This window comes from Photorhabdus aegyptia, assembly GCF_000612035.1.
Classification (GTDB): Bacteria; Pseudomonadota; Gammaproteobacteria; order Enterobacterales; family Enterobacteriaceae; genus Photorhabdus; species Photorhabdus akhurstii.
Genome location: NZ_JFGV01000012.1, coordinates 29,941 through 54,354 on the forward strand (window position 1 = coordinate 29,941; position 24,414 = coordinate 54,354).

Consider the following 24,414-nt stretch of genomic DNA (forward strand, 5'->3'; position numbering starts at 1 on the left):
CAAGTGAACGAATCTGATAGCAAAGCGCAACACCGGTAATTTTTCTGGTATCGGTACTTGAGCCATCCAGATATACGTTAAATCACCTCTTTACCAACAGGATGAGAATTTAAATCGTCGGCTGCTGGTTTGATGATTACTCCATCACCTGACGCTTTTACATACAGTTCTATGCCTATTGACCACCCTGTTACGGCTGCAACGTCACTAGGGATTGTGACAACCACAGCCCCATCCTGTTGACGCAAATGTGTTATTGCCATCTTTATCTCCAATCCAATGTGTAACTTATCTCACATATTGATTATTAGCACAGAGTTTCGCAAAATCACACCTCGCTCGTCGAACCAAGTTAACCCAATCACAAAAATATAAAATTATATTAAAACGTTTAATAGGATTAACTTCATTACGAAAAAAGAACAATAACGTTTAGCTAGATTAAAATCGATTAAAACAATAGGCTTTGATTTTAATCTCATTGGTATCTCTTGTACTCTCTCTGGTTTTAAATGTGCAGAGACAATAAAGTTTGTCTATAAGGAGTAACTACCTACACATAACTTATTGGTATTAAGATACAGATATCATAAAAAACTGCAAATTAATCGTAATCTATTCCGTTGGATGAAATTGGCATTATTGGGCCAATATGAACACTGGTTGAAATCGTGACATAGTAAAAAATTTGCACGTAAGAGAGATTTGACTAATTGATGTTTATTGCCACCTATATCAAGTAAAGTGGATGGGCTGTAAGGTATAGATTTGGTCATGATAAACCTTATTCATATGAAAAATATCAATTTCAACTGAAAAAATACCAAATTTTACGGGAGATATATTAAATTATCAGGACATCGCCTAAGTAACTTATATGGACACCGACTCAATTCAAGTGGGTGTCCATATAAGGTTAATTACGCTATAATATTTTTAACATTCCAAACGCTCCCGGTTTTTACTTTCGATACTTCCTTAATAGCATTCATGAGAGTCTGAATACCGGCATCCAAATCTTTGCGTTCAATAGTCAGTGGAGGAAGAAGTTTGAGCACCTGATCCTCACTCCCACATCGCTCGATTATCAGATTGTTTTCAAAGCTTATCCGGGCAACCTTACGAGCAACTCCAGGATCAAAAAACTCCAGTCCATACATCATGCCTCTCCCTTTTATTCTCTTGATCAAATACGGGAAAACGTTCTGAATTTGTCCTAAGTGTGTTGCTATATAAACTTCATCATCCATAATTTTTTCACTTAGTCGGCTATCAGACCAAAAATTATGGATAGCAGCAGTCGCAGTTACCATCGCTAAGGTATTTCCTCTAAAAGTTCCATTATCTTCACCTGGAGACCAAATATCCAAGTGACCTTCCATCAACAGCAAAGATAAAGGATAACCATATCCACTCAACGACTTAGATAAACAAACCATATCTGGTTGGATATCCGCATATTCAAAGCTAAAGAAATACCCAGTACGACCACAACCTGCCTGTACATCGTCAATGATCAGCAATATCTCTTTCTCCAGCGTCAGTGCCCGCAACTTGCATAACCATTCTTTTGAAGCAACATTGATACCTCCTTCGCCCTGCACAGTTTCAACAATAACTGCCGCAGGAAGCTCATAGCCCGAACTTCTGTCTTCCAACAACTTGCGAAACAGTTCCAACGAGTCCAATCCAGAGAAATACAGATCAAATGGCAAACGCTCCACATAAGCATCCATCACAGTCTGACGATTATCCTTATTACCTGTCAAACTTAATGAGGTTCCTGTCATGCCGTGAAAACCATTGGTAAAAGCAACAACTCGACAGCGTTGGGTTACTTTACGTGCAAGCTTAATCGCCGATTCAACAACACTGGTACCAGTCGGTGAAGTAAACTGTAGTTTATAGGTCAACCCTCTGGGTACCAGAATGTTTTCTTGAAAAGCGGTGATAAAATCTTTTTTCGCTTTAGTGTGCAAATCCAATGCACCTTGAATACCATCTTCATTGATGTACTGAAATATAGCCTGTTTTAGTGCGTGATGATTATGCCCATAATTCAACGCCCCTGCACAACTGAGAAAATCAAGATATGGCGAGCCATTTTGGTCATATAAATAGGAACCGGAGGCTCTATGGAATACTTTATGAAAATTTCGGCAATAGGAACGTACTTCTGATTCATACTGCTCAAAAATCTGATAATCATCCTGTTGTGTTATTAATTCTTCCATCTGTTTAAGTTCTCCTCTAAACGTTTTCTGAATGAGGCTAATGTAAGTCACTCGTAGATTAGACTTCTGCGTTTACAGCAACTAAAAACTGTGGAATCAAGTACCAAAAAATTAACTATCCAACGATAATTAAATAATCTGCCCGGATAAAAAAGCCATGTCTTCTATCTTTTCACTAAGCCGTTCGGCCAACGCTAAAGCGAATCCCGTGCCATAGCGTCTTTCATCTGCTGTCACATTTATTAAAATACCTTCTCCTTTCAAATCATTTATCAACTCAACCCTAATCGGTAAGCTGGTATGGTCACGCACATCTTCATTAGTATTCACCAACCCTCGTTCTAATAACTCATTGCGAGAATGAAAATGAACGTAGCTAAACGTAGCCTCGAAGGGTGGCCCCCCTAACAGAGTTTGTATTTCTGAATATGGAAAACGTCTAAAAGGCAATATTTCTTTTTCAGCATCGAAAGCCTGTCTTGCCAGCACCTGCCAGTTATTGGCAAAGTCAAGATTCAACTTTATCGGAATATGATTAAGGAACAGTCCAAGAGTCAAATCCGCGCCTTCCCTCTCAGGCCTACCGTTAACAGACATCCCTGCGACAAAACCAATATCTTGTAACTGATGGGCTGTTGTCAGATAGAAACTAGCAAAAAACATACTTTTTAACGGAATGCCCCAATCTGATACATTTTTTAGCAATTGCTTCACTGTTCGTTCCGGCAAGACCGATACTGCTTTCCTATAATCAGTATCTTGATATCTATCCGTTTTTCCTTTAGCTAAATATTGACTAAAAAACTGTTTCGCCTTGTCGTTACTTAGCGCTTCACGCTCAAGTTTGACAAACTCTGACAATGGTGCTGGTTGCTCCAATAAAACAGACTCGCCAGCTAAATTGGATTGATACAATCTCAAAAGCTCAAGGATAAAAACAGACTCACTCCAACCATCAAGGATCGCATGATGAAAGGCATAAGCTAACCGAAATTGCCCTTCATTCAATGTCGCCGCATGTACCCTCATTAAAGGAGCCTCTTCAGGATCAAATGGTCGGCTTAACTCAACCATTACCTTTTCGTGACGTGCAGCCAACTGTTCATCATCAAGATTTGTGTAGTTTTCCACTATAAGTGGCAATGATGGTAGTGATTCAACCAATTGCATCACTTCACTAAAAGAGGCCAAATCAAATCTTGTTCTGAGAACTGGGTGCCTTTTGGCGATTGCCTGAAGCGTGTCGTGAAATATTTTTTCATCCAGTGGCAAGTTGACATCCCGAGCAATAACATCAAGGTAGATTGCTTTACCACTGTATAATCCCTCAAACAGCATCCCTAGCTGCAATCTCGTCGCCGGATAAGCAGTTTCGATATTAACAGGCAACCTTTGCTTATCCGTTTCATTTATCAATGAGTTCTCATTCTGCTGACTGAGAGCTTCTTCTGTTTGTGCCAAACCGCGGCAAACCCCACACAATGTCGGATTGCGAAATAACGTACCCAGCTCAATCATCAAGCCCTGTTTCTCAGCCTCTGCAATCACCTGGATCGCCAGAATTGAATCGCCCCCTAGGGAAAAAAAATCGGCTTCAGGCACTGCGTCAAACGGGCCCAATACTTGTTGCCAAATCTTTGCGAGCAGTGCTTCATCTTCCGTCAGTCCATTATCTGTTTGTTCTGGGAGCACCAAATCTTTACACATTTCCCTAAGTGTCGAAGTACGAAATAAGGTAGAAAGTGTCAGATTGAGTCCTCGTTTTTCAGCTTCCGCAATAACCTGAATAGCCAATAATGAATCGCCTCCCAACGCAAAAAAATCAGCATCAGGCACAACGTCAAATGGCCCTAGAATTTGTTGCCAGATCTCTGCCACCAGCGCTTCTGTCACGGAGAGTTCACTGGATACCACCTCTTCTAATCTCTCAGCCTCTTTCCAACCCATCAAAAATCGACGATCCACTTTACCACTGCTTGTTAAAGGTAGCTGTTCATGCTGGATAAACTGACTAGGCCACATATAGCTGGGTAACAATGTTTGAACACGAGTGATGATAGCTTGCTCAACATCAGTGCTTTTATGAGTTGTATGATCAGTGTGAGTTGTATAATGGGCGACCAGTTGTTCAACATGGCGATCACTGTCAATGTTCAGCACAACACAAACAGCGCTCACATCCTGGCAGCTTTTTATTGCATGCTCTACTTCTGCCAGCTCAACTCGATGCCCCCGCACTTTGACCTGATCATCAAGCCTGCCTACAAACTCAATCAGTCCATCATTCGACAATACTCCTTCATCACCAGTAGCAAACATTCTGGCTCCTGGTTGGGTGGAGAAAGGATCAGGTAAAAAACGCAGGCTGGTTAGCCCAGGTTGATATAAATACCCCCGTGCGACAGACTGTCCCCCAATATGGATTTCACCACGCTCACCTGGCCTGACCGGTCTCAACATTTCATCCAATAAGTACATTTCCGCATTGACGATGGGTTTACCTAAGGGAGATTTTATCGCATCAATACTTAATGATGACATAGAGTAACTACTCACCAAAGTCGTTCCTTCAGTCGGACCATATACGTTATTAAATAAAAAGTATTTGTCTGGTTTCTGCTTTCTGGACAAATACTTAAACGCATGAGTGACTGACATTGCATCGCCACCAACAAGCAATTGAGGTACGCTATCCAGAGCCTCTTCGCGATAATCTACCAATACGTGGAATAAGGCAGGTGTCAGTAGCAATATCGTAATACCATGTTCAACAAGGCATTTCGGCAGCTCATCAATGGCTTGATATGAAGGAGAAGCCAATACCAATACCGCTCCATTAGTCAATGCTCCCCATATTTCAAAGGCAGAAGCATCAAAAGCCGCCGGTGCTAATTGCAATATTTTTTCATTAGGTCCGAAATGAACGTACTGCTGCTTCTGGCTAACGAGGTTGGCAACACTATGATGAGTCACTCCCACTCCTTTGGGACGTCCTGTACTTCCCGAAGTATAGATAACATAAGCTAGCTGTTGACTGGTAACTTGTGGCAGGATTTTTGGCACTACAGACTGGATTTCATCGATATAAACAGTGGCAACATTTTCAATGACCGTTGAATCTTTCATCATGGTTCGAGTCAACACCAACCTTGCACGCGAGTCCGTTATCATATAACGAAGTCTCTCAGTCGGATAATCGGGTGGTAGTGCTAAATAAGCAGCACCAACTTTAAGCGCAGCCAACATCGCTATGATCATGTCAGAAGAGCGCTCAATATAGATTCCAACCACATCTTCAGCCCCGATACCCGACTCCATTAGTCGATAGGCAAGTTGGGTAGCACGGTCTTGCACATTTTGGTATGTCATTTCTACATGATGTGCACTAATGGCGATCTTGTGAGGAGCATTCTCAACCATAGCATCAAATTGTTCATGCAACACTATTCGTTCATGCAACACTATTCGTTCATGCAACACTATGCGTTCTTTCATTATTTATTCCTATGAATAATGTGCAGCAGTCAATTTGACTGGCAAGCGATGGTAACCAGATAGAAAAGTCGAATAGATAGGGCTGGGTTCTCCACTCAAAGAGATCTCATCAACAAGCTCCACAAGCGCCTCCAGCAGTGCAGTAATTTCTATTCTGGCAAGAGCGGCACCAAGGCAAAAATGAGCCCCATATGAAAAAGAAATATGCCGATTATCACTCCGATTCAGATCAAGCTGATTAGGTTTAGTAAAGACAGCTTCATCGAAGTTAGCAGACCGATTCCAAACAATGACAACATCACCAGCCCTAATCTGCTGACCGCCTAATTCAACACCTACCGTTGCGGTCCGACCACCATGTAAAGCCGGCGTGGTCCATCGTAACAACTCCTCTACTGCCTTACTAATTTCTGCTTCACCACGTCGCAATTGAGCCCAGCATTCTGGATATTCGGCAAATGCTTTTATGATGCCTATCAATGCCAACCGAGTTGTTTCATCGCCACCCAGTAACACGCTATAGCAATTGAAGACTATTTCTTCTTCTGTTAATGCCAAGGAGTTTTGAGTCATTGCTATCAGGTTACTTACAAGATCATCTTCCAATGGCTCGATTTTGCGAGTCTGAATACATTTATAGAAATACATCAACACTTCATTTCTGGCGAGTCGGGTATCTACTTTATCAACCGACAAAGAGTTCGAAGCCAGTGCTGCACTTGCATTGACAAATAGTTTTGCTCGATCAGATTCTGGAATTTTCAAAATATCACATATAGCCGCTAACGGAATATGTGGAGCTACATCAGTGGCAAAGTCACATTGCCCGGATGCTACCGCATTATGTACAAGCTCATGCATCGCATTTTTGATTCTTTTCTGTACCGACATCAGGTTCTTAGGGCTGAAAGACTTTAACAACTCTTTGCGGATTTGACGGTGTCTGTCTCCATCAGACACTGCAAGCATGCGACCACCCGCTGTGTCTCCATCATGTAACAGTGTAGCCATGACATTTCCACGAACAGAGGTAAAGGTTTGACTATCACGGTAAACCCGCATAGTTAACTCATGGGTGCTGACAACCCAAAATCCTGATTGACCATTGACCGATGGATGCCAAGCGACAGGTGACTCATTACGTAATTGCCGCCAAATGTTATCTATATCAGGACGTAAATGAGTCAGGGGATCAGTGAGATTTATGTTATCCGGCACTTTAGCTACATTTGAAATAAGACTCATATCGCCCCCAATTCATGCGCATTAAGAATTTGAACTTCTTCACTGTCCATAAATCGAACATGAAAACGCAAGCACTGCCCCATACGCTGATAAATATCCAGAAATGCCTTATGGTTATCCACTTTGCCTAACACCATGTTAATTTCATTGGTTTGTGAACCACCCGGCAAAGTAGTTCCTGCCCACACATATGGGCGATATGACGATACACCATCAAGAGAGAGAAGTTCATCTTCCCCATTAATTCGGAGAATTTCACATGGACGTGTTGGCGCAATATGGCAGATATTGAAATAGACGCGCTCAGGATTGAACACAGGGAAATCAATCATTTTTCCCAGCGCTAATCGTGCAGCCATTTCAAGCAGGCTAATATTGAGGCTGATTTTGGCCATCTCGTTGATACCCCCACCCACTCGACCATTTACTTCAATGATCCTGGGTCCCTGCTCAGTCAACTTCAGTTCGGTATGGGTGATCCCCCGATTAACTCCTAACACTTTGATGGCACTTGACGTTAATGCATAGATTTGGTTTTGTTCAATATCACTTAAGACTGATGGCCAGATATGACCATATTCACGAAAAGGGGAACTAAGTGGCATCTTGCCGGTCACATTTATATGCTTAATCTCTCCGTTAACCACCAAGCTTTCAACCGAGACATAATCGCCAAAAGGCAACGATGGCCGCCCCTGGAGGAATTCCTCTAATACCAGTGAACGACCACCATCAAATCCAATCTGTTTATTTGAAAGCAGTTTTTCTACCAGTCTCTTTCCTGTTTGCGGATCTTCAATAAGATAAGTATCGATGCTGCCACCACCATAGGATGGTTTTAACACTGCGGGAAGACAAACCTGTTCAACAGCTTGCTCCCAATCTGACACAGTGTTAATGAGGTAGAATCTTATCGACTCAATTCCAGCCTCTTGTAAAGCCACTCGCTGCTTATTTTTGTCAGTAAGTCGATATACCGTTTCGAGATCGTGAAAAGGCAAATTCAAGTGTTTTGCCAGCGTAGCTGTAAGACGTAAGGCACGCTCACTAAATGTCACAATCCCAGCAGGATTAAGGAAAGCGAGTTCTGATACCGCCCTTTCAATATCAGAACCATCAACTACGTGACAAAATCGTGAGAAGTAGGATATGCGCTCTCTTGTGTGTTCGTTTGAATTGATAACAAGTACAAGTGGTGCAACCCCATTCAATTCAGTGACAATATCTTTGGGAAGGGCTGCGCCTTCATCATAAATCACTATCAGGGGTTGATTATCAAAGGATTGTGGGACATTACGCAGAGAAGCCGGGCGCATATCGGTCCAAACTTCTTCAATCCATTTTTTACATGCTTCTTGCGTCCCACTAAAACCGATCGCTCGCCATCCGGTAGCAACAGGCCATTCAGAATGAACACAGGCATATTGCTCTTCATCATTTATTACAACCAAATATTCATCCATCAAACCTTCAAAACTGGATGAATACTTCATTTGTGTTTGGGTATTTTCATCACTCATTAGTGCAGACTTCCTTATTTTAAGCAAGCTTGATGGATACACAAATAAATGTCGTAAAGCTGATCTCGATAATAGAAGTGATCTCCAGGGAACATGACTAATTGGAAAGAATCATGTGTCAGCGATTGCCACTCTTGTAAATGATATGGGCTCACCCACGGATCACGATCACCGCCGATGGCTAAAATAGGGCAATGTACCTTGCCACTGGCTTGTTTGTGCTCAGCCACCAACAAATAATCAGCACGCAATACAGGCAACATGAAATCAATCACATTCTCATGAAGCAGTTTCTTATCTTCATTTTCTATATTGGTTTTTAGCTCTTCAATCCAGGCTTCCCGGCTCATACAGAGTATCTCTTCTGGCACCATGCCATTCAAATGTGGTGGACGTGCTGCTGATAAGACCAAATATTCAACGGTTCGGTTAGCTTGTTCTAAAAGTAATGCCAATTCATGACATAACAATGCTCCCATACTATGACCAATAAGAAGAAGAGGACCCTGTGTATGCAGCAATACATCTTTTGCCGCTGTAGCCGCTAAATCTCTTATACATAAAGGGAGTGGTTCAATACTTCGAGAACCTCGTCCCGGATACTGAAGCACCAGTACCCGATAACTATCTGCCAGCAGTTGCTGAACCCAGTCGGTCATAGAATAAGCACTGCCGCCGCCAAAAGGCGCAATCACAACAGTCATTGTCGTTTGCTCTTGATCGCAGTAATTCCATAATCCTGGCGTCAGTTGAACACGTTTCATTCCAACGTCTCTCCGGAAACTTTCAATTTGGGATCACTCCAATATGTAGCTATCCAATCCAGGCATTCTTGTTCTGATCCCGAAAAACCCACATTTTGCCACCCTACCGGTAATGTCCGACCTTCTGGCCAAATGGAGTGCTTATCCTCTTTGTTACATACCACCCTGTAATTCATGATGTTTCGCTCCGCCGTTTGATAGTCACCACTTGATCCGCCTGAGCAAGCAGGTCAATATTTTGCGAGGCTACAATCCAGATCCCCGGCCACTTTTTAGGTAGTGCTGACCATATGGCCCGGGCTGTATCAGTATCCAGAGATGAATCGCAATCATCGACGACATAAACTTCGGCTGAATGACATAGCATACGGGCCAATGCCAAACGTTGGCGCTGGCCTCCTGATAACTGTTTGACACTACCGGAACCCAGCACAGTATCAAGCCCTTCAGGAAGATCAGATGAACCCGGTTTCAGATATACTGCCGTTAACGCCCACTCCATAGTTTCATCACTGATAGCGTCGTTACCCAGTGCCAAGTTATCTCGAACAGTACCGCCAATAAAGCCAGCACCCTGACGGGCATAAGTAACTTTAGGGCTTTGCCACCAATCAACGTCTCCACAAACTTCTTTGTTATTCCAAAGCACACTTCCTGATAAGTGTCGTTCCAGCGCTAGCAGACCGCGAAGCATACGACTTTTACCGGAGCCCACTTCTCCATTAACGACAATGAGTTGATTGGGTGTAGCTGTAAACGAAATAGGTTGCGTATCGCTATTGCAACAAAGGCCCCTCACCGTCAGTGATTTCAGTATGTCATCAGCAATAGGGGCTTCTCTGACAGGCTGCTCTGTCTGTAACAGTGGCTGAATTCGCTCGTAGCAGACATCGGCATTTTTATAGTTAGCCAATGCGCGACCAAAAAAGAAGATCTGCTCACTGACCCAACCGATATAAGTCAAAAACAGAGCCAATTTACCAATAGTGAAATCACCACTGACAATTCGGGTACTGACAATAATCAAGACAATAGAGGTACCTAGCATCACGATGTTACGAAATAGCCCCGACAGCAGATCAGTGAACATTTGATGCCTTGCCTGCACCGCCCGACGACGTTCAAAACTTGCCGAAAGTCGCTCAATATGCAGATCCAACTTTCCACCAAGGCGAAGGTCACGGATTCCTGCCAATATGTCGGTGATACGACCCGCAATTTGGCCTTGATATTGACGTTTCTCTTCCTGTAATGCTCCGACCTTATGTTTGAGCGCTATACCCAGCCACAAACCACCAACCATCGGTAAAAGCGCCAATGTCGTCACAATGTCAGTACTCAGCAACACGACAAGTGCTATCAACAATAGTACCGCCCGGTAGAAGAAATCCGCAGTCCAGCCGAGAAAAGAGGCTACTTCATCACTGTCATTACGAATACGGTTGAGCATATCCCCTTGAGAAAGATGCAGATCCGCGCCAGAGTGACTGCAATTTATTCCCTCCAGAATGCGTTGTTTAAGATATGCGCTGACCTTAAAAATAAGGGTAAAATCAATCTGTAAGCCAAAAATCAGTATCACTGAGCGTAATACCATCGAGCCTACCGCCAATACCAATAGCCACCAAACCGCTGAACCTGCGGGATCGACAACAGCACTATCAAGAAGCCGGCTGATGGCAAAACCAACGACCAAAGGTAAGCCGTGGATCAGCGTCCATATAACCATGCTGATGAAGTAAAGAAAGGAAAATCTGCGCACTAAACTCAGTAAAGAAGGCAACATTTTTGATGGGAAAAAGTGGGTTAACCCCGTCATGATATAAGTTCCCTATGTTTTGTTAACGTTTTGATCCCTGCGCCATGAAGGACTTCCTCGACACGGCCTTCATTCATGATAATGATTTGGTCAGCAGTGGATAATGTATGCAGGCGATGGGCAACGATGATCACAGTACGATTAGCGCTAATTTTTTCCAGTAATCTCATCCAACTCTGCTCAGTGCGAGGATCTAATAGCGAGGTGCCTTCATCGATAATGATTAATTGTGCGTCTTGAAGCATGGTTCTTACCCCGGCAATCATTTGGACTTCTCCTTCCGACAATGAACGTCCCCCGATACCCACCAAAGTATCCAGCCCCTCTGGTAATGTCTTCGCCCATTTATGGATCTCTAACTCTTCGAGCGCGCACCAAATTGCATCATCTGAAATGCTGTTATCGAACAGAGTTAAATTTTCGCGTAGTGTTGCTGAAAAGAGATACGCTTTTTGGCTTAACACTGCCACACGATTGGCAAATTCATCAGGATGAATGGAAGTGACCTCAACACCAGCAAGAGTAACCCGTCCGCTATCAGGCTGAGCCAACCCACACATGAGATTGAGTAATGTGCTTTTACCTGCCCCCGTGCGCCCAACAATGCCTACTTTGCTTCCAGCGTCCACACTGAAGCTCACGTTATGTAAGACTTGCTTACCCTGACTTTCATAGCGAAAGTCAACCTGATCAAATTGAACTGACAGGGGGCCTTCAGGTAGCTGATTCTCTACACTGTTGTGATTGACTTTCTCCTCATCTCGCAACATCTTGACTACCAGTGATAAGGTCGCCATCAATTGTTGTACCTGATCTACCTCCGAAGACATCTCTTCCATTGGCTCTCTGAGTCGGTCAACATAAAGATAAATCATGGTTAACGTACCAATACTGATACTGTTATGACCGAGTAATTGCAGCCCAAATCCAAAACCCAGGCCAAAACTCAAGGCAAAAAATAGCTGGGTAATCGGCCAAAATATGCGTCCGCTGACATAGGCTTTACGTTCCATTTTTAATAAGCCAGAAAGCATCTTCTGTAGTTGCAAAGCAGGCCAACGGCGTCTTCCCAATGAATGCAAATCATCTTTCGCAGCAAGAGCATCGCCGATAAAACCAAATATGTGGGCTTTCTCTTCACGGGCTTTTTTCCATCGCACTACTGCAAGGTTAGTAAGTTTCACCAGAACATAAGCCACAACGAGAACTAACACGGTAATTGCGATACCTACTTCTGGGATAATAGAAAACAAAATCACCAAAGTGCCTAATGCTAATGCGATATTGCCTATAATTCGGAATCCGGATTCCGCAATAGTTTTTCCAATAATGTCCGCATTCCCCTCAATCTTTTCAAGGAGCTTACCCTGAGCTTCACTTTCAATTTGCAGGATAGACCGATTGTGCACAACATGATGAAATAGCTGACGCCTAAGCGCATCGGCAATACCCCAACCTGCACTGGTACTGCAATAACTGGTAACCAGACCAGCGATAACACCGGCAAAAGAGATGATTGCGTATCCTAAAGCCAAGAGGACAAGTTCATAAACAAAAGTACCTGCGGTCGCTTTATCAATGTAATGACGGATCACAAATGGCCCCGCTAAATCACAAACCAGTGTGACAACTAATGCCAGAAAGGTGCCAATAATGGCTTTTTTCATTGTCCGGGCGCTCTGCCAAAGCAACTTAAAACCTGTTAATGGGTTAGGAGAATTCATACCTTGCATATTCGTTTGTATTTTCATATTAATTTTTATGAGTTATCCGTTCATTAAATTCAGATAGGACCGTTTTTATTTGCTCTTTTGGCATGACATCACCTGCAAATTGAGCACGAATTTCCATCTGCCCATCATTCACACTGATGTTAAAGCAAAGCAAATAATCCATCGGTGTTACCTGAGGCTTCCAGTAACCCGTTCCCTCTGTGGTGATATCAATAAAGATCGGATTAACTTTCTCCTCATCAGGTGTATTCAGAAATAAAAGCTCTCCTTCAAAATCCAGTCTTAATTGTGGTCGAGGAATTGCCTTTAATTTTTCGGTGATTTTAGGATTAACAGAAAGATAGCGAAGTGCTTCAAAGCCAAACCCTCGAACAGGTACCTCACGTAACAACCGCGCCACATCAGTTGCATGTTCATCAAAACTGCGTCCCATCGAAAAGGGCAACAGGAACGGAAAACCACATGTAAACCAGCCGATAGTGCGTCCTAAATCAACTTCGTCGAATAGGTCTTCTCGACCATGTCCTCCCAACTCAACAAGGATATTGTTGGCACTGGAAAGAAAATGGCTTTCTAAAGACCGCGCAAGCAGAGTCAGTAATCGGGCAAGTACGGGAAGTTGACTGTGCTCAGATGGTTTTAAAAACTGCTGAGTCTGTACTTCATCAAATACTGTTGTTTGCTCAACCCTATTCGCCTCAATGCCAATAGCATCCGTACTTACTAACTGCTGTGCCTGTTCATAAGGTTGTGAAAGCCAATAATGAACACCAAACAACGCTGGATCATCCTGCACCAATCGGTGTAAACGCCTGGCCCAAGCGAGATACGAAGTTGTCGGAATATCTAATTCATGGGCTTCAGCTCCGCCAAGCAACGCCGCTAAATCCTCTGTAAGTAAATCCCAGGAATAAGGATCGACTACCAAGTGGTGAACTATAATCAACAACTTGTCCGGCAAATTATGAGCAGTTCGATAAAGTTGTATGCGGCAGATTGGCCCATTCAGCAGATCTAACGACTTATGACCTATATTCGCTAACTCAGTAATTTTCTGCGATAAGCTATTTAGGGCTATCTGCTGCAATTCAAATTGTTCAATTGCGATACGGGCTTGCGGGTTAATTCCTTGCCACCTCCCCAATGTAGTAACCATAAAGCTGGCTCCCAAAATAGGGAATCGGGCCAATAGCGCTGCTGCTGCCTGTTCAACAGTCTCCAATGACAAAGTGCGACTCAGTGTAAACAACACACCATGATTACAATGATTTTCATTTGGATTATCACGCTCAAAAAAGGCATGCTGAGCTGGTGTCAAAGGGGCCAGATCACTTAATTCATTCGGTGCATATCTGACTTTGGTTAGTGCACTCTTCCACTTGGCTAACAACACATTAATTGCAGCTTCATTATGACGGGAGGGGATGTACTCAAGGGTAATAATCAGTTTCCCATCAACGATGGCCGCATTGATTTCCCATTCCAGTGGACGGTGCCCCGTTGCTGCCCGCCGCATTCCAATATCTTCTTCTACACTGAAAAAGCCATCATTCTGCTGCTTCGTATTGAAGCGCCCTAAGTAGTTGAATCCAATATTTGGATTCTGCTCCATAACATAAGTTTGTTGTAAATGGGTCTTGATATAGGGACTAGCTTCAACCATTGCAGTCGCAACTTCGACTACCGTAACCATAGCATTGACCGGTAGCACAAAGGGGCCTATTGTTGTAAACCACCCCACAGTTCGCATTACGTCAATAGACTTGTTTTCCTCTTGCCTGCCATAACCTTCCAACTCAATCAAGAGTTGACCGTTACCCTGTTCAACAGCAATGGTATTTGCAAGTCCCGTCAAAAGAACCGCAGGTATTCCTCCGTTAGGCACTAATGCCGAAATTTCCTGAATATATTGTGTTTCTGACTCAGATAACTTGACCTCAGCAACCGAACGTTTGCCATAAAGGTTACTTACATGACTATTCACCTGTACCACATCAATTGGTGCAGTTAACTGGATCGGAGGAAGTATTTGGGGAGATATTGCTGCTTGTTGCTGAGACCAATAGAGATATTGCGTGCTTTTCCTCGGAAACCTCGGCATTTCTTTTTGAATAATAGCCTGATACGCAGTTTCAAGATCTTCCAGCAAGATTTGCCAGGAAACTTGATCCACAATTAAGTGATGTAATGTCAGCAAAACTCGAAAATCATCCAACATTACAATTCGTAGTAACGGTCCTTCCTCGACTGATAATGATGCATGAGCCTCATTGGCGATGGTTTCTTCCGAACAATCTGATTCAGCGAACCAAAGTAAGTTGTCATAAGGCGAGCGCAAGGCTTGATAATGCTTTCCCTTCTCTTTGGGAAAACAAACTCGCAATTGTTCATGGTGCTCAACTAATGACTGTATCGCCAAGGATAATGCTTCTGCATTTAACGGCTCCGTTGTACTGATCACATGTGACTGATTCCAATGGTGCTGTTCAGAAAATCGCTGCTCGAAAAACCATTGTTGGATTGATGTCAATGGTGCTTTTTCTATACGCGGAGTTGAATTTGCTGCCATTTCACCTTTGGTACTCGCCAGTTTTGCAAGTGAAGCGATAGTTGGATGTTCAAGCACATGACGAGGACGCAAATTGATCCCCAAAGAGCCCGCCTCATGTATCAGACGGATACCAATAATGGAATCCCCACCCAAAGCGAAAAAATCATCCGTGATGCCCACTTTGGCTAGCTTGAGGTATTTACACCATAAATCACAAAGCTGTTGTTCCAACTTGCTGCGTGGTGCAACATAAGAAGCAGATTCAGGTTGTTGTTTTGCCAGTGCCTTTAATTGCTTACGATCGACTTTACCATTAGCATTACATAACAGTGCATCAAGAAAATAAAACTTGCTCGGCACCATATAATCCGGCAATTGCTCAGCCAAAAATTTACTCAATGATCTGGCATCCACAACGGTATCACTCGTCTGCGTCACGAAAGCACTTAATTGCTCAAAGCCACTCATATCAACAAGTTCAACCGCACACATCGCTACATCCGGATGGTTTGCCAGCACCGCTTCAATTTCTCCAAGTTCGACGCGGCGACCACGAATCTTCACCTGGTTGTCGGCCCGGCCAAGGCACTCCAATATGCCATCCTCTCGCCAACGACCACGATCACCCGTCCGATACATACGGGCACCCGGGACAGGCAGAAATGGGTCCGGCAAAAAAGCCGCCGCCGTGAAGCGATTACTGCCGATGTATCCTCGCCCGACATTCGGCCCACCAACGAAAATTTCACCACCGACCATTGGAGGAACAAGTTGAAAATCTTTATCTAATACATAAATTGTCACGTTTGGCAAAGGCGTACCCACTGGACAATATAGCCCATCAGATTGCTCTTCGACCTTTCCTTGAGTCACATCATCGGTACACTCAGCGGGACCATAAGCATTTAGCAGTGTCACCATTGGCATACACTGATGCCAGCGACGTGCTAGATCCGTACTTAACACTTCTCCAGTTGAGATCATCCCACGTAACTGCCGCTGAACCCGCATCTTCAATGAAATCGATTGTTCAAGGATATCCAGGATAACTGCAATGAGCGAAGGAACTAGTTCAATATATTCAAATTTCTGCTCAATAATGTATTGAATTAACTCTTGAGGATCTTTTACAACATCATCAGAGACAATGGAAACCGTCGCACCTACGGTCAATCCAGTAAACATTTGCCAAACTGAGATATCAAACGAAATGGGTGCTGTTTGCGGCAATGTCACCCCTAGTTTCAATTCACAGTTTTGGACCTGAAATACCAGTAAATTAAGGAAAGAACGATGTTCAATTCCTACACCTTTAGGAAGACCTGTCGAGCCTGAAGTAAAGATTACATAAGCTAATTCGCTTGGTGATGGCTCAGTTACCTGCTGATTAAGTAACTTTATCTCATCACCATCCACTAAAACCGGGCTTTGAAAACTAAGTTCACTGAATGAGAACCAAACTATCTGCGGCATATCCACAACATGATCTGCAATCAATGCCTTCGCATGTTTTAGCATGTGCTGTTGCCGGGCTTTCGGTAAAGTTGGATCAATAGGTAAGTAAGCACCACCCGAGAAGAAAATACCGGTAGCAACAGCAATAAATCGAGCGCTGCGTGGTGCTGAAAGCGCCACAATATCATCGGCACTAATGCCAGCATTTTTTAACTTCAATGCTACCGATAACGCCAACTGAAATAGTTCCCGATAGGTAAGCGATTCTGTTTTATCACGGAGAGCTATCGCATGGGGGTTACTTTCCGCTTGCTCCAACACTAGCCGATAAAATGATTTTCCTGAGCTATAATCAGGTTGGGAATTGAATCTGGCTAGCAATTTTGTTTGCATCGCGTCATCGACGATAGCCATATTATTTAGACAGATGTCGAGATCGAAAAGCCCCTTGTTTAACAGTGTCGCGATACCTGCCGCTAAGTGATGAAGCGTCTGAGTCGCAGCAACAATTCCACTCACACTCACTACACCATCAATAAGCTCGATAGCTATCCCAGTTTCCGTCTGAGCGCAATTAACGACAATAGGCATGAAATGCTCCAAAAACGGCATCAACAGCGCCTTGTCTATCGATCCATGATTAATAGCCTCAACAGCGGCCATGCGAACATGGCTTAACCATTCACGAAAAGTCACGGCAGGAGGTACCGTCAATAAGACAGGCAAACGCTTGCCTTGTTCGGTGTTAATATGCAACACAACAGAGGATACGCCCCCAATACGGCGCAACACGATACTAGTCACTGCCGCCAAAATTGCCCATGTCAGCAATTCAGAGTTGCCCGCTACTTGTTTTAGCCGGTCAGTAACGGTGGGGAAAAGCGGACATTGCGCACTTACCAGAGATCCCTCATGGTGAGGAAAAATATCTGCGGTTGTGGCAGCGGCCTTAGTTAAATCACCAACCCGCATCAGCCAGTATTCACGATCAATCAGCTTCATAGTTGTCATTTTTTTATCCACATCTAGAACTGAAAATCTGGAATATCGCTAAGAACATCGTCTTGACCATCAAACAAGGCGAAAAGAGTGGTTTCTTCGCCTAATGTCATCAGCCGTGTCAGTGCCTCTATATAAATATTCAACCAGCGAGAAACCGTGTCTTGTGAGAAAAGGGCAGCGGAATATTCCAATCGCGCTTGAAGCTCATCACCATATTCAATACAGGTAAGATTGAGCGGATATTTTGCGCCATTAGGATCGACATCCAGCAATTCGACAACGGCTCCATTTCCCCCTAATACCCTAATAGGATCAACATCATTCTGAAAATCAAACATGGTGAGATGATAGGAGGTATTTGCCATCAGTTTCTGGATTCGATCAGAAGGAAATGCACTATGTGAAATCGCGCTGAGTGATGCCTGCCTAACCGCATTCAGCACTACGTGAAATGGCTGGTGTGGATCAAGCCGTGCACGCACAATCACGGTATTAACATAACAACCAATGGTGTTTTCATCTTTCAGTTGCCGGTTAGCCACCGGCATAGCAACACAAATATCATGCTGCGCACTTATCTGCCATTGTAATGCCACCCAAGTTGTCAACATTATCATTTGTACCGTTACGCGAGAATTCATCGCCATCTGCCTCAACCTCTCGGTAACATCCTTCGATATCATCACAGGTAAATTAGCACCCTGGAGGTTAGATGCTGTCCCGCCCTCACCATCACAAGGCAGCAGCAGAATTGGGATGTTTGCCAAATATCCATACCAGAAAGCCTCCAGTTTTCGACCCTGTTCACTTTCAAGTAAGGTATATTGCTCCATCGCGTAATTTAAATAGTCGTTCACAGGCGGAGATATCTTGCCACCACTAAGAGCTGCCAATACCAATCGCCATGACCAGCCATCAAAAAACAGGTGATGAAAATTCAGCAATAGTGTTTGACGTACTCCATCGCTAAAATTCACTTGCAACAGTTCGAATCGTGTGGGAGGAATACCATAAGGTGAGAGCGGCGTTTCAACCATCTGCTGTAGACGCTGAGTCAGAACGGGTATGCCCGTTGCAATAGTGTATTTTGTTAAATCGACTTCACTATGAACCAGTTTGACCTGCATCGGAGGATGGATTACCGGGTTAACGCCTTGTTCGTTGTATTCCAGACTACAACGCAGCATCAACTGTTGTAAGACAAGTTCAGTTAGCGTTTTTTCCAGCCAGGCAACATCCGCCTCCGCATTGATAAGCAGAGCAGCGGGAACATTATAAGCGCCAGACTCACCAGCAATTTCCGTTGCCGCCCAAATTGCTAATTGCTGACCAGAAAGTACATGTTTATTATTCCTTGTTTCTATCTCCGGTGTTGTAGATACGGAGGATAATTGAACACTGTCTTTCACCAATTGATAAAACTCATTCAGATCCAGGCAATCCAACAAATCTATCAATTTCAGATCCGTACCTAATACCTCGTTCAGCCGAACCACAAGTTGCTCACCATTAAGTGAATTACCTCCAGCCGCAAAAAAATCATCATCAAGTGTTAATTTCGGCTCTTTCAGCACTTCTCTGACCTGAGTCAACAATATCTCTTCAACATTTTCTCCTGAATTTGATATCGAAGTGCGCGGTACAACATCAGAAACCATAGCAGGGTTCTCAATAGTCTCTGGCCAGCAATAGGTGGCAACAAAAGGAGCAAATGGCAGTTCAAGACGACGATTTATCTTGCGTTCACACCCTTGCTGCCAATCTAGATTGGCGCCATTGACAAACCAATCTCCAAGCAATGTCAACAGAGATCTTTCACTATCGTATGACTGATAACCCAACGTGTTAATGGCTGTTGCAAGCTCACCACAACGACTGAATCTCACCAAGCATAGTTCAGCCTGTTCTTGCAACAAGGTTTGCAAACGCTGGTGATCAAATGTTGAATCAGTGACCGGTTCATCAGCAAGACGCAATGCATCAACAAATTCAAGACCACCATCGACGACCTGTGCGGCCAATTTCCCCACACCGTAGGCCAGTAATAAGTCAATTGTCACCCCAAACGCTGTCAATACCGCGTGATGTCCCAACAACCAAATAATCCAGCGCTGCCGAAGCGTCCAAGTTTTCCCTGAACATAAGTTCTCTGCTTGTTTTATTACACGATGAAAAGCTGGAAATGTTTCTCCTCGTTTCATCAATAGTTGAATATCTATTGGAAAGCATTCATCAAAAATAAGACCAACAGATAACGAAGATGATGGTGAAGATGAAGATAGCGAGATTGAACCGTGGTTCGTGAGTTGCTGCACTAAATGCGAAACAGATGAAGCCACACAGCTCCAACGATATGGGAAATGCTCCCGTCCCAACATTAATATATCGGCAATCTCGTCAATTGATGCTTCGGTTGAAGATAACGCATTAGTTATAGCACTTAGGTAAGTGCTGAGATCTTGTGTCGTCTGTGCCGATATCAGCACCAATCTCTCATTTATCTCGTATTTTTTGTGCCTTAAAGTTGAGGGGGCCTCTTCAACGACTAAATGCACATTAGTACCACTTAGCCCAAACCCACTGATTCCCGCGCAGTAAGGACGCTGACCTTGACGTGGCCACGGCTCACAAGAAGAAGAGACACGTATCGGCAGCTCTTCTGTAGATCTACACAATGGATTCAACTGTTGGAAGTGAGCCGTAGGGAAAATCTGACCAGTGCGGAATTGAGCTATAATACGAACAAGCCCCGCCAACCCAGCCATACCACTTAAATGTCCAAAATTACTTTTTACAGAAGAGATGACACAAGACTCCTGTTGCACGTCATAAGCGGCAAATGTATCGACTAAACCTTGTACTTCTATCGGATCACCAATTTTAGTGCCCGTACCATGAGCTTCTATGTAACCAATATCAGTAGCTGTGACCCCTGCTTGATGCCATGCTGCCGTAATCACCTCGGTTTGTGCGATGCTGCTAGGTGCAGTGATACCATTGCTACGGCCACCGTCATGATTAATCGCACTCCCTCGTATGACAGCATGGATAACATCATGATCTTGATGTGCACGACTCAACCGTTTAAGCAGAACAAAACCGCCTCCTTCCCCAAATCCAGCACCATCAGCCATTGCATCGAAAGGACGGCATCGATCTGTCATTGACTCAACCCCTAACCCACTTGAGCTCTTACTACTCTGAGGCAAGGTACCTAAAACAAGTTCACAGCCTCCTACCAGAGCAAAATCAGCCTCCCCTGTCAGAATCTTGTTCCGTGCTTCGTGAAGTGCGACCAAAAATGATGAACATCCCGTATCTATGGCATAAACTGGGCCACGCAGATCAAGCAGATACGCAATGCGACCCGCCGAAAAAGCATGCAAGCTGCCGATGAAAGCGAACGGATTGGCTTTTCCCTGTACCGATAACGACTGAAAAAGATCTGGATGCGGCCCGCCGTGCGCAGCAACAAGTACTGCTGTACGCGCATCAGATAACTCTTTCAGAGTGTATCCCGCATTGACAATCGCTTCTGTAGCCAGTTGAAGCCCTATACGTTGTCTGGGATCGATATATTCGGCTTCACTTAGTGCAATACCAAAATAACGGTGATCGAACCCGGTAATTTCATCAAGCCATCCCCCCTCTTTCTCATTGCCTGTAAGAATTTGCCCCGTATTAGCCACCCGACTTTCAGGTATTGGGCGAATGCAGTCCCGACCGTCAGCCAAAATATCAATCAATTCACGCCAATTTGAGCATTGTGGTAACCGAAAAGAGACGCCAATTATGGCGACCGCATCATCTGAATATAGTGTCGTCACAACTGTACCACCTTAGTTTTATTGGGAGCTGTACTCTCGCCACCGAGCACTTTGGCTAAGGACTCAATGGATGGATATTTAAATAGTTGGGCAACAGTGAGATTTGGAAAATGACGACGTAATCGCCCAAAAACCACTAACGACTTGAATGAGTCACCTCCCGACTCCAGGAATTTAGCCTGCATATCAATATCATCACGCTTAAGCACTTCACGCCAAATATCTAAGATAAGCTTTTCTATGTCATTACAAGGAACGGTAACATCAGAAGAAATCGATTCAACAGTATTAACAGAAGCCTGCAAACGCGCTATATCAAGCTTTCCATTAGCATTAACAAGGATTTCATCAATGTTGTAGATTCTGGATGGAATATGACTGGCCGGTAATCGGGTAGCTAAGTTTGAAAGTAGTTCATTCTCTCTCGCAGTACCCACAACATAAGCAACCAGTTCATCAATCTGGTGAAACTCAGATTTTACACTGGTAACAACAACCTGCTTAATCCCAGGTTCAGCAAGCAAGGCATTCTCAATCTCTTTAGGCTGGATTCGATATCCACGGATTTTGAGCTGGCGATCCACGCGCCCGATAAATAAATAGTTGCCTTGCTCGTTTTGTTTAACCAAATCACCACTGGCATAAAACCTACGTCCAAAGATATCAACAAAGTGAGTTTCTGTCAGATCTTGATCCCCATGATAGCCTCTGGCCAGCGCACGCCCTCCTATATATAATTGCCCCACTTCCCCGGGGGAAACTGGTCGCCTGGCGTCGTCCAATACAGCTATTTCAACACCATTTAAGGGCTTACCGATTGGAATTGAGTCATTGCCTAGGCGTGTTCCATTTAGCTGATGCATTAATACACCAATAGTCGTTTCCGAAGGGCCATAGTGATTAAATATTCTCAGATTGGGGTTTGCTGCAAATAAAGTTTTAGCAAGTGCCGAAGTTAGTTCTTCCCCACCAATAATAAGTACTTTTTCAGGTAATAATTCCGAAAGGTTACCTTCTCTGGATAACATCTCTAATTGCGAAGGCGTGCATTTCAACATTTCAATTGAAAATTTACTGATATGCTTAGCAAGCGCGATTGAGTCCAGCATCATTTCTCGATTGATAAGCTCAAGGGTACGACCTGTTAGCAGAGCGACGAAAATAGACGTATTACCAAGATCCGAAGCAAAAGTTGTTGTACTCGCCAAACTGGAGGGTATTGGTGATACGCGCTCAACAAATGCCGAGACGTAATTCATGATACTGCTGTGTTCAATTGCGACAAGTTTGGGAATTCCTGTTGAGCCGGAAGTTGATACCAAATAAGCCAAATCACCGGCTTTGCGACCTGATACCGGAATGTATTCCTGTAGCTCTAATATTTGTCTATCAAGATTAATGTAAGAGTGGTGTTCAATACGTCGGCAGTTCAAATCATCAGTTAATACTTTAACCCCGCCTGAACGCTCTATTAATTCATTAATTCTACTATCGGGTTCGCTGACCTCTAACTGAATATATGCAGCGCCAACTGCCCAGATAGCCAATGCAGCTACAAGACTTGTAGCAGATCTTTCCATAAAAATAGCCACAACATCACCATTTACCACTCCTTGTGAAATGAGTAATTGAGCAATGGCACCAGCCTTCCCTGCCAATTCTTTATAAGTAAGCGCAATGTTGTCATGGCGTACAGCATATAATGAATCTGAAGTGGCTACTGAATTAGCAAAAAGATCTGCACAAGTTCTTGATTCTGTCAAAGTGTTCCATGTTTGCATCTCATGTCCTCATTTAGCAGGGAAAAATTGCAATGCATTGGTGAAGCCATGATCACATAAACTTTACGTGCTCCACTAAACGGTTCCCTACCGTGGGCAACTGCAAGGTTGTCAACAACCGCCACATCACCGTTCTTCCAATCTGGGTACACTGTCTCCGCATCAATAGCGGCTCGAATCTCAATTAATGTGGATTCGTTGATCAGAGTACCGTCGCCATATTTCGCCATTCGTGGAAATATCCCCACACCGAGTGCAGCTTCCAAAGCAAGCTGAACTTCTTCAGGCAAACTGGAGGGATGGAACAGATTCGCTTGATTAAACCAGCTTTCTTCCCCAGTGTAAGGATGAGTCATAACACCTTGTACAACCTGTCGTGTGATTAACTGCTCTTCATCTAGCCACTCAAAGTCAACACTTTCAGATCTGAGTTTTTCTTCAACTATTCTCCGTTCCTCAGTTTGAAATACTTGCTGCCAAGTTAAGTCAAACCCAGTGTTATAACGTCGTTCATATAAAACACCTTTACTTTTAAATTCTTCACGGGTTTTATTCGAGAGGCGTTGGAGCACTTTTCGATAATCTGCCAATGTTGTCTGACCACCAGAATCAGCAGCTTTTTGTGACCACAACCATAAATATTTTGGCCAAGTACGTCGGTAAGACATTTCATTATGCAAAGGTATTCGCTGATCAGCAGGGTACTCTGTAGAAGTGAACACCCGATCATTGACTTTAGTACGTGGTGTTGATGGTTCTTCATAATCCAATATTTCAGGAGTTGCACTTAATACTGCCTCTCTGAATGCAATAACATCTTCAATGTTGAATCCACGAAAAAGTAAGGCACCATGATTATTAAGCTTTTTTTTACATTCGTTCCAGTTATTACTAAGCCAGGAACACAGTGTGATCCCACTATTTGGAGAGTAAATCGTATAAGGTAGCATATCATATTAACCCTATTTAAAATGGATTAGCTAAACTG

Annotated in this window: 13 protein-coding genes; all 13 read right to left on the reverse strand. The window is 43.7% G+C overall.

All coding sequences use genetic code 11. The features are described 5' to 3' along the window. Positions 1-77 precede the first annotated feature (77 nt). Entirely contained in the window at positions 78-263 is a 186-nt protein-coding gene (locus BA1DRAFT_RS05370) for an AbrB/MazE/SpoVT family DNA-binding domain-containing protein (RefSeq protein ID WP_072164767.1), read from the reverse strand. Between the two features lie 657 nt (positions 264-920). After that, positions 921-2,234: a diaminobutyrate--2-oxoglutarate transaminase gene (gene ectB / locus BA1DRAFT_RS05375; RefSeq protein ID WP_036776852.1), complete on the reverse strand. Its 1,314-nt coding sequence runs from the start codon at positions 2,232-2,234 to the stop codon at positions 921-923. Positions 2,235-2,363: 129 nt separating this feature from the next. Then, a complete protein-coding gene (locus BA1DRAFT_RS21205) occupies positions 2,364-5,729 on the reverse strand; it encodes a non-ribosomal peptide synthetase (protein ID WP_051560671.1) in 3,366 nt (1,121 codons plus the stop codon). Positions 5,730-5,738: 9 nt separating this feature from the next. Further along, positions 5,739-6,974: a cytochrome P450 gene (locus tag BA1DRAFT_RS05385; RefSeq protein ID WP_051560672.1), complete on the reverse strand. Its 1,236-nt coding sequence runs from the start codon at positions 6,972-6,974 to the stop codon at positions 5,739-5,741. Then, entirely contained in the window at positions 6,971-8,494 is a 1,524-nt protein-coding gene (locus BA1DRAFT_RS05390; RefSeq protein ID WP_051560673.1) for an MbtH family NRPS accessory protein, read from the reverse strand. The genes BA1DRAFT_RS05385 and BA1DRAFT_RS05390 overlap by 4 nt, the downstream gene beginning before the upstream one ends. Positions 8,495-8,508: 14 nt before the next feature. Beyond that, positions 8,509-9,258, reverse strand: coding sequence for a thioesterase II family protein (locus tag BA1DRAFT_RS05395; protein WP_051560674.1), 750 nt, complete (start codon positions 9,256-9,258; stop codon positions 8,509-8,511). Next, positions 9,255-9,434 carry an MbtH family NRPS accessory protein gene (locus tag BA1DRAFT_RS05400; protein ID WP_036776854.1) on the reverse strand — a complete coding sequence of 60 codons (180 nt, stop codon included), beginning with the start codon at positions 9,432-9,434 and terminating at the stop codon, positions 9,255-9,257. Before BA1DRAFT_RS05400 ends, BA1DRAFT_RS05395 begins: the two co-directional genes overlap by 4 nt. Beyond that, positions 9,431-11,077: an ATP-binding cassette domain-containing protein gene (locus BA1DRAFT_RS05405; RefSeq protein ID WP_051560675.1), complete on the reverse strand. Its 1,647-nt coding sequence runs from the start codon at positions 11,075-11,077 to the stop codon at positions 9,431-9,433. The genes BA1DRAFT_RS05400 and BA1DRAFT_RS05405 overlap by 4 nt, the downstream gene beginning before the upstream one ends. Then, positions 11,074-12,828 carry an ABC transporter ATP-binding protein gene (locus tag BA1DRAFT_RS05410; RefSeq protein WP_036776855.1) on the reverse strand — a complete coding sequence of 585 codons (1,755 nt, stop codon included), beginning with the start codon at positions 12,826-12,828 and terminating at the stop codon, positions 11,074-11,076. The genes BA1DRAFT_RS05405 and BA1DRAFT_RS05410 overlap by 4 nt, the downstream gene beginning before the upstream one ends. A gap of 1 nt (position 12,829) precedes the next feature. Further along, positions 12,830-17,827, reverse strand: a complete 4,998-nt coding sequence (locus tag BA1DRAFT_RS21210) for a non-ribosomal peptide synthetase (protein ID WP_051560676.1) — start codon at positions 17,825-17,827, stop codon at positions 12,830-12,832. 14 nt (positions 17,828-17,841) lie between these two features. After that, complete coding sequence (locus BA1DRAFT_RS05420; protein ID WP_051560677.1) at positions 17,842-21,645, reverse strand: beta-ketoacyl synthase N-terminal-like domain-containing protein; 3,804 nt, start codon at positions 21,643-21,645, stop codon at positions 17,842-17,844. After that, positions 21,642-23,426, reverse strand: coding sequence for a non-ribosomal peptide synthetase (locus BA1DRAFT_RS05425; protein WP_036776857.1), 1,785 nt, complete (start codon positions 23,424-23,426; stop codon positions 21,642-21,644). The genes BA1DRAFT_RS05420 and BA1DRAFT_RS05425 overlap by 4 nt, the downstream gene beginning before the upstream one ends. Continuing rightward, entirely contained in the window at positions 23,405-24,376 is a 972-nt protein-coding gene (locus BA1DRAFT_RS05430; RefSeq protein ID WP_051560678.1) for a TauD/TfdA family dioxygenase, read from the reverse strand. The genes BA1DRAFT_RS05425 and BA1DRAFT_RS05430 overlap by 22 nt, the downstream gene beginning before the upstream one ends. Positions 24,377-24,414 lie beyond the last annotated feature (38 nt).

Coding starts and splice junctions, on each gene's coding strand:
- BA1DRAFT_RS05395 (WP_051560674.1), bottom strand. CDS start 9,258: ATGAAACGTGTTCAACTGACGCCAGGATTATGGAATTACTGCGATCAA.
- BA1DRAFT_RS05370 (WP_072164767.1), bottom strand. CDS start 263: ATGGCAATAACACATTTGCGTCAACAGGATGGGGCTGTGGTTGTCACA.
- BA1DRAFT_RS21210 (WP_051560676.1), bottom strand. CDS start 17,827: ATGACAACTATGAAGCTGATTGATCGTGAATACTGGCTGATGCGGGTT.
- BA1DRAFT_RS05405 (WP_051560675.1), bottom strand. CDS start 11,077: ATGACGGGGTTAACCCACTTTTTCCCATCAAAAATGTTGCCTTCTTTA.
- BA1DRAFT_RS05385 (WP_051560672.1), bottom strand. CDS start 6,974: ATGAGTCTTATTTCAAATGTAGCTAAAGTGCCGGATAACATAAATCTC.
- BA1DRAFT_RS05430 (WP_051560678.1), bottom strand. CDS start 24,376: ATGCTACCTTATACGATTTACTCTCCAAATAGTGGGATCACACTGTGT.
- BA1DRAFT_RS05425 (WP_036776857.1), bottom strand. CDS start 23,426: ATGCAAACATGGAACACTTTGACAGAATCAAGAACTTGTGCAGATCTT.
- BA1DRAFT_RS05410 (WP_036776855.1), bottom strand. CDS start 12,828: ATGAAAATACAAACGAATATGCAAGGTATGAATTCTCCTAACCCATTA.
- ectB (WP_036776852.1), bottom strand. CDS start 2,234: ATGGAAGAATTAATAACACAACAGGATGATTATCAGATTTTTGAGCAG.
- BA1DRAFT_RS05390 (WP_051560673.1), bottom strand. CDS start 8,494: ATGAGTGATGAAAATACCCAAACACAAATGAAGTATTCATCCAGTTTT.
- BA1DRAFT_RS21205 (WP_051560671.1), bottom strand. CDS start 5,729: ATGAAAGAACGCATAGTGTTGCATGAACGAATAGTGTTGCATGAACGA.
- BA1DRAFT_RS05400 (WP_036776854.1), bottom strand. CDS start 9,434: ATGAATTACAGGGTGGTATGTAACAAAGAGGATAAGCACTCCATTTGG.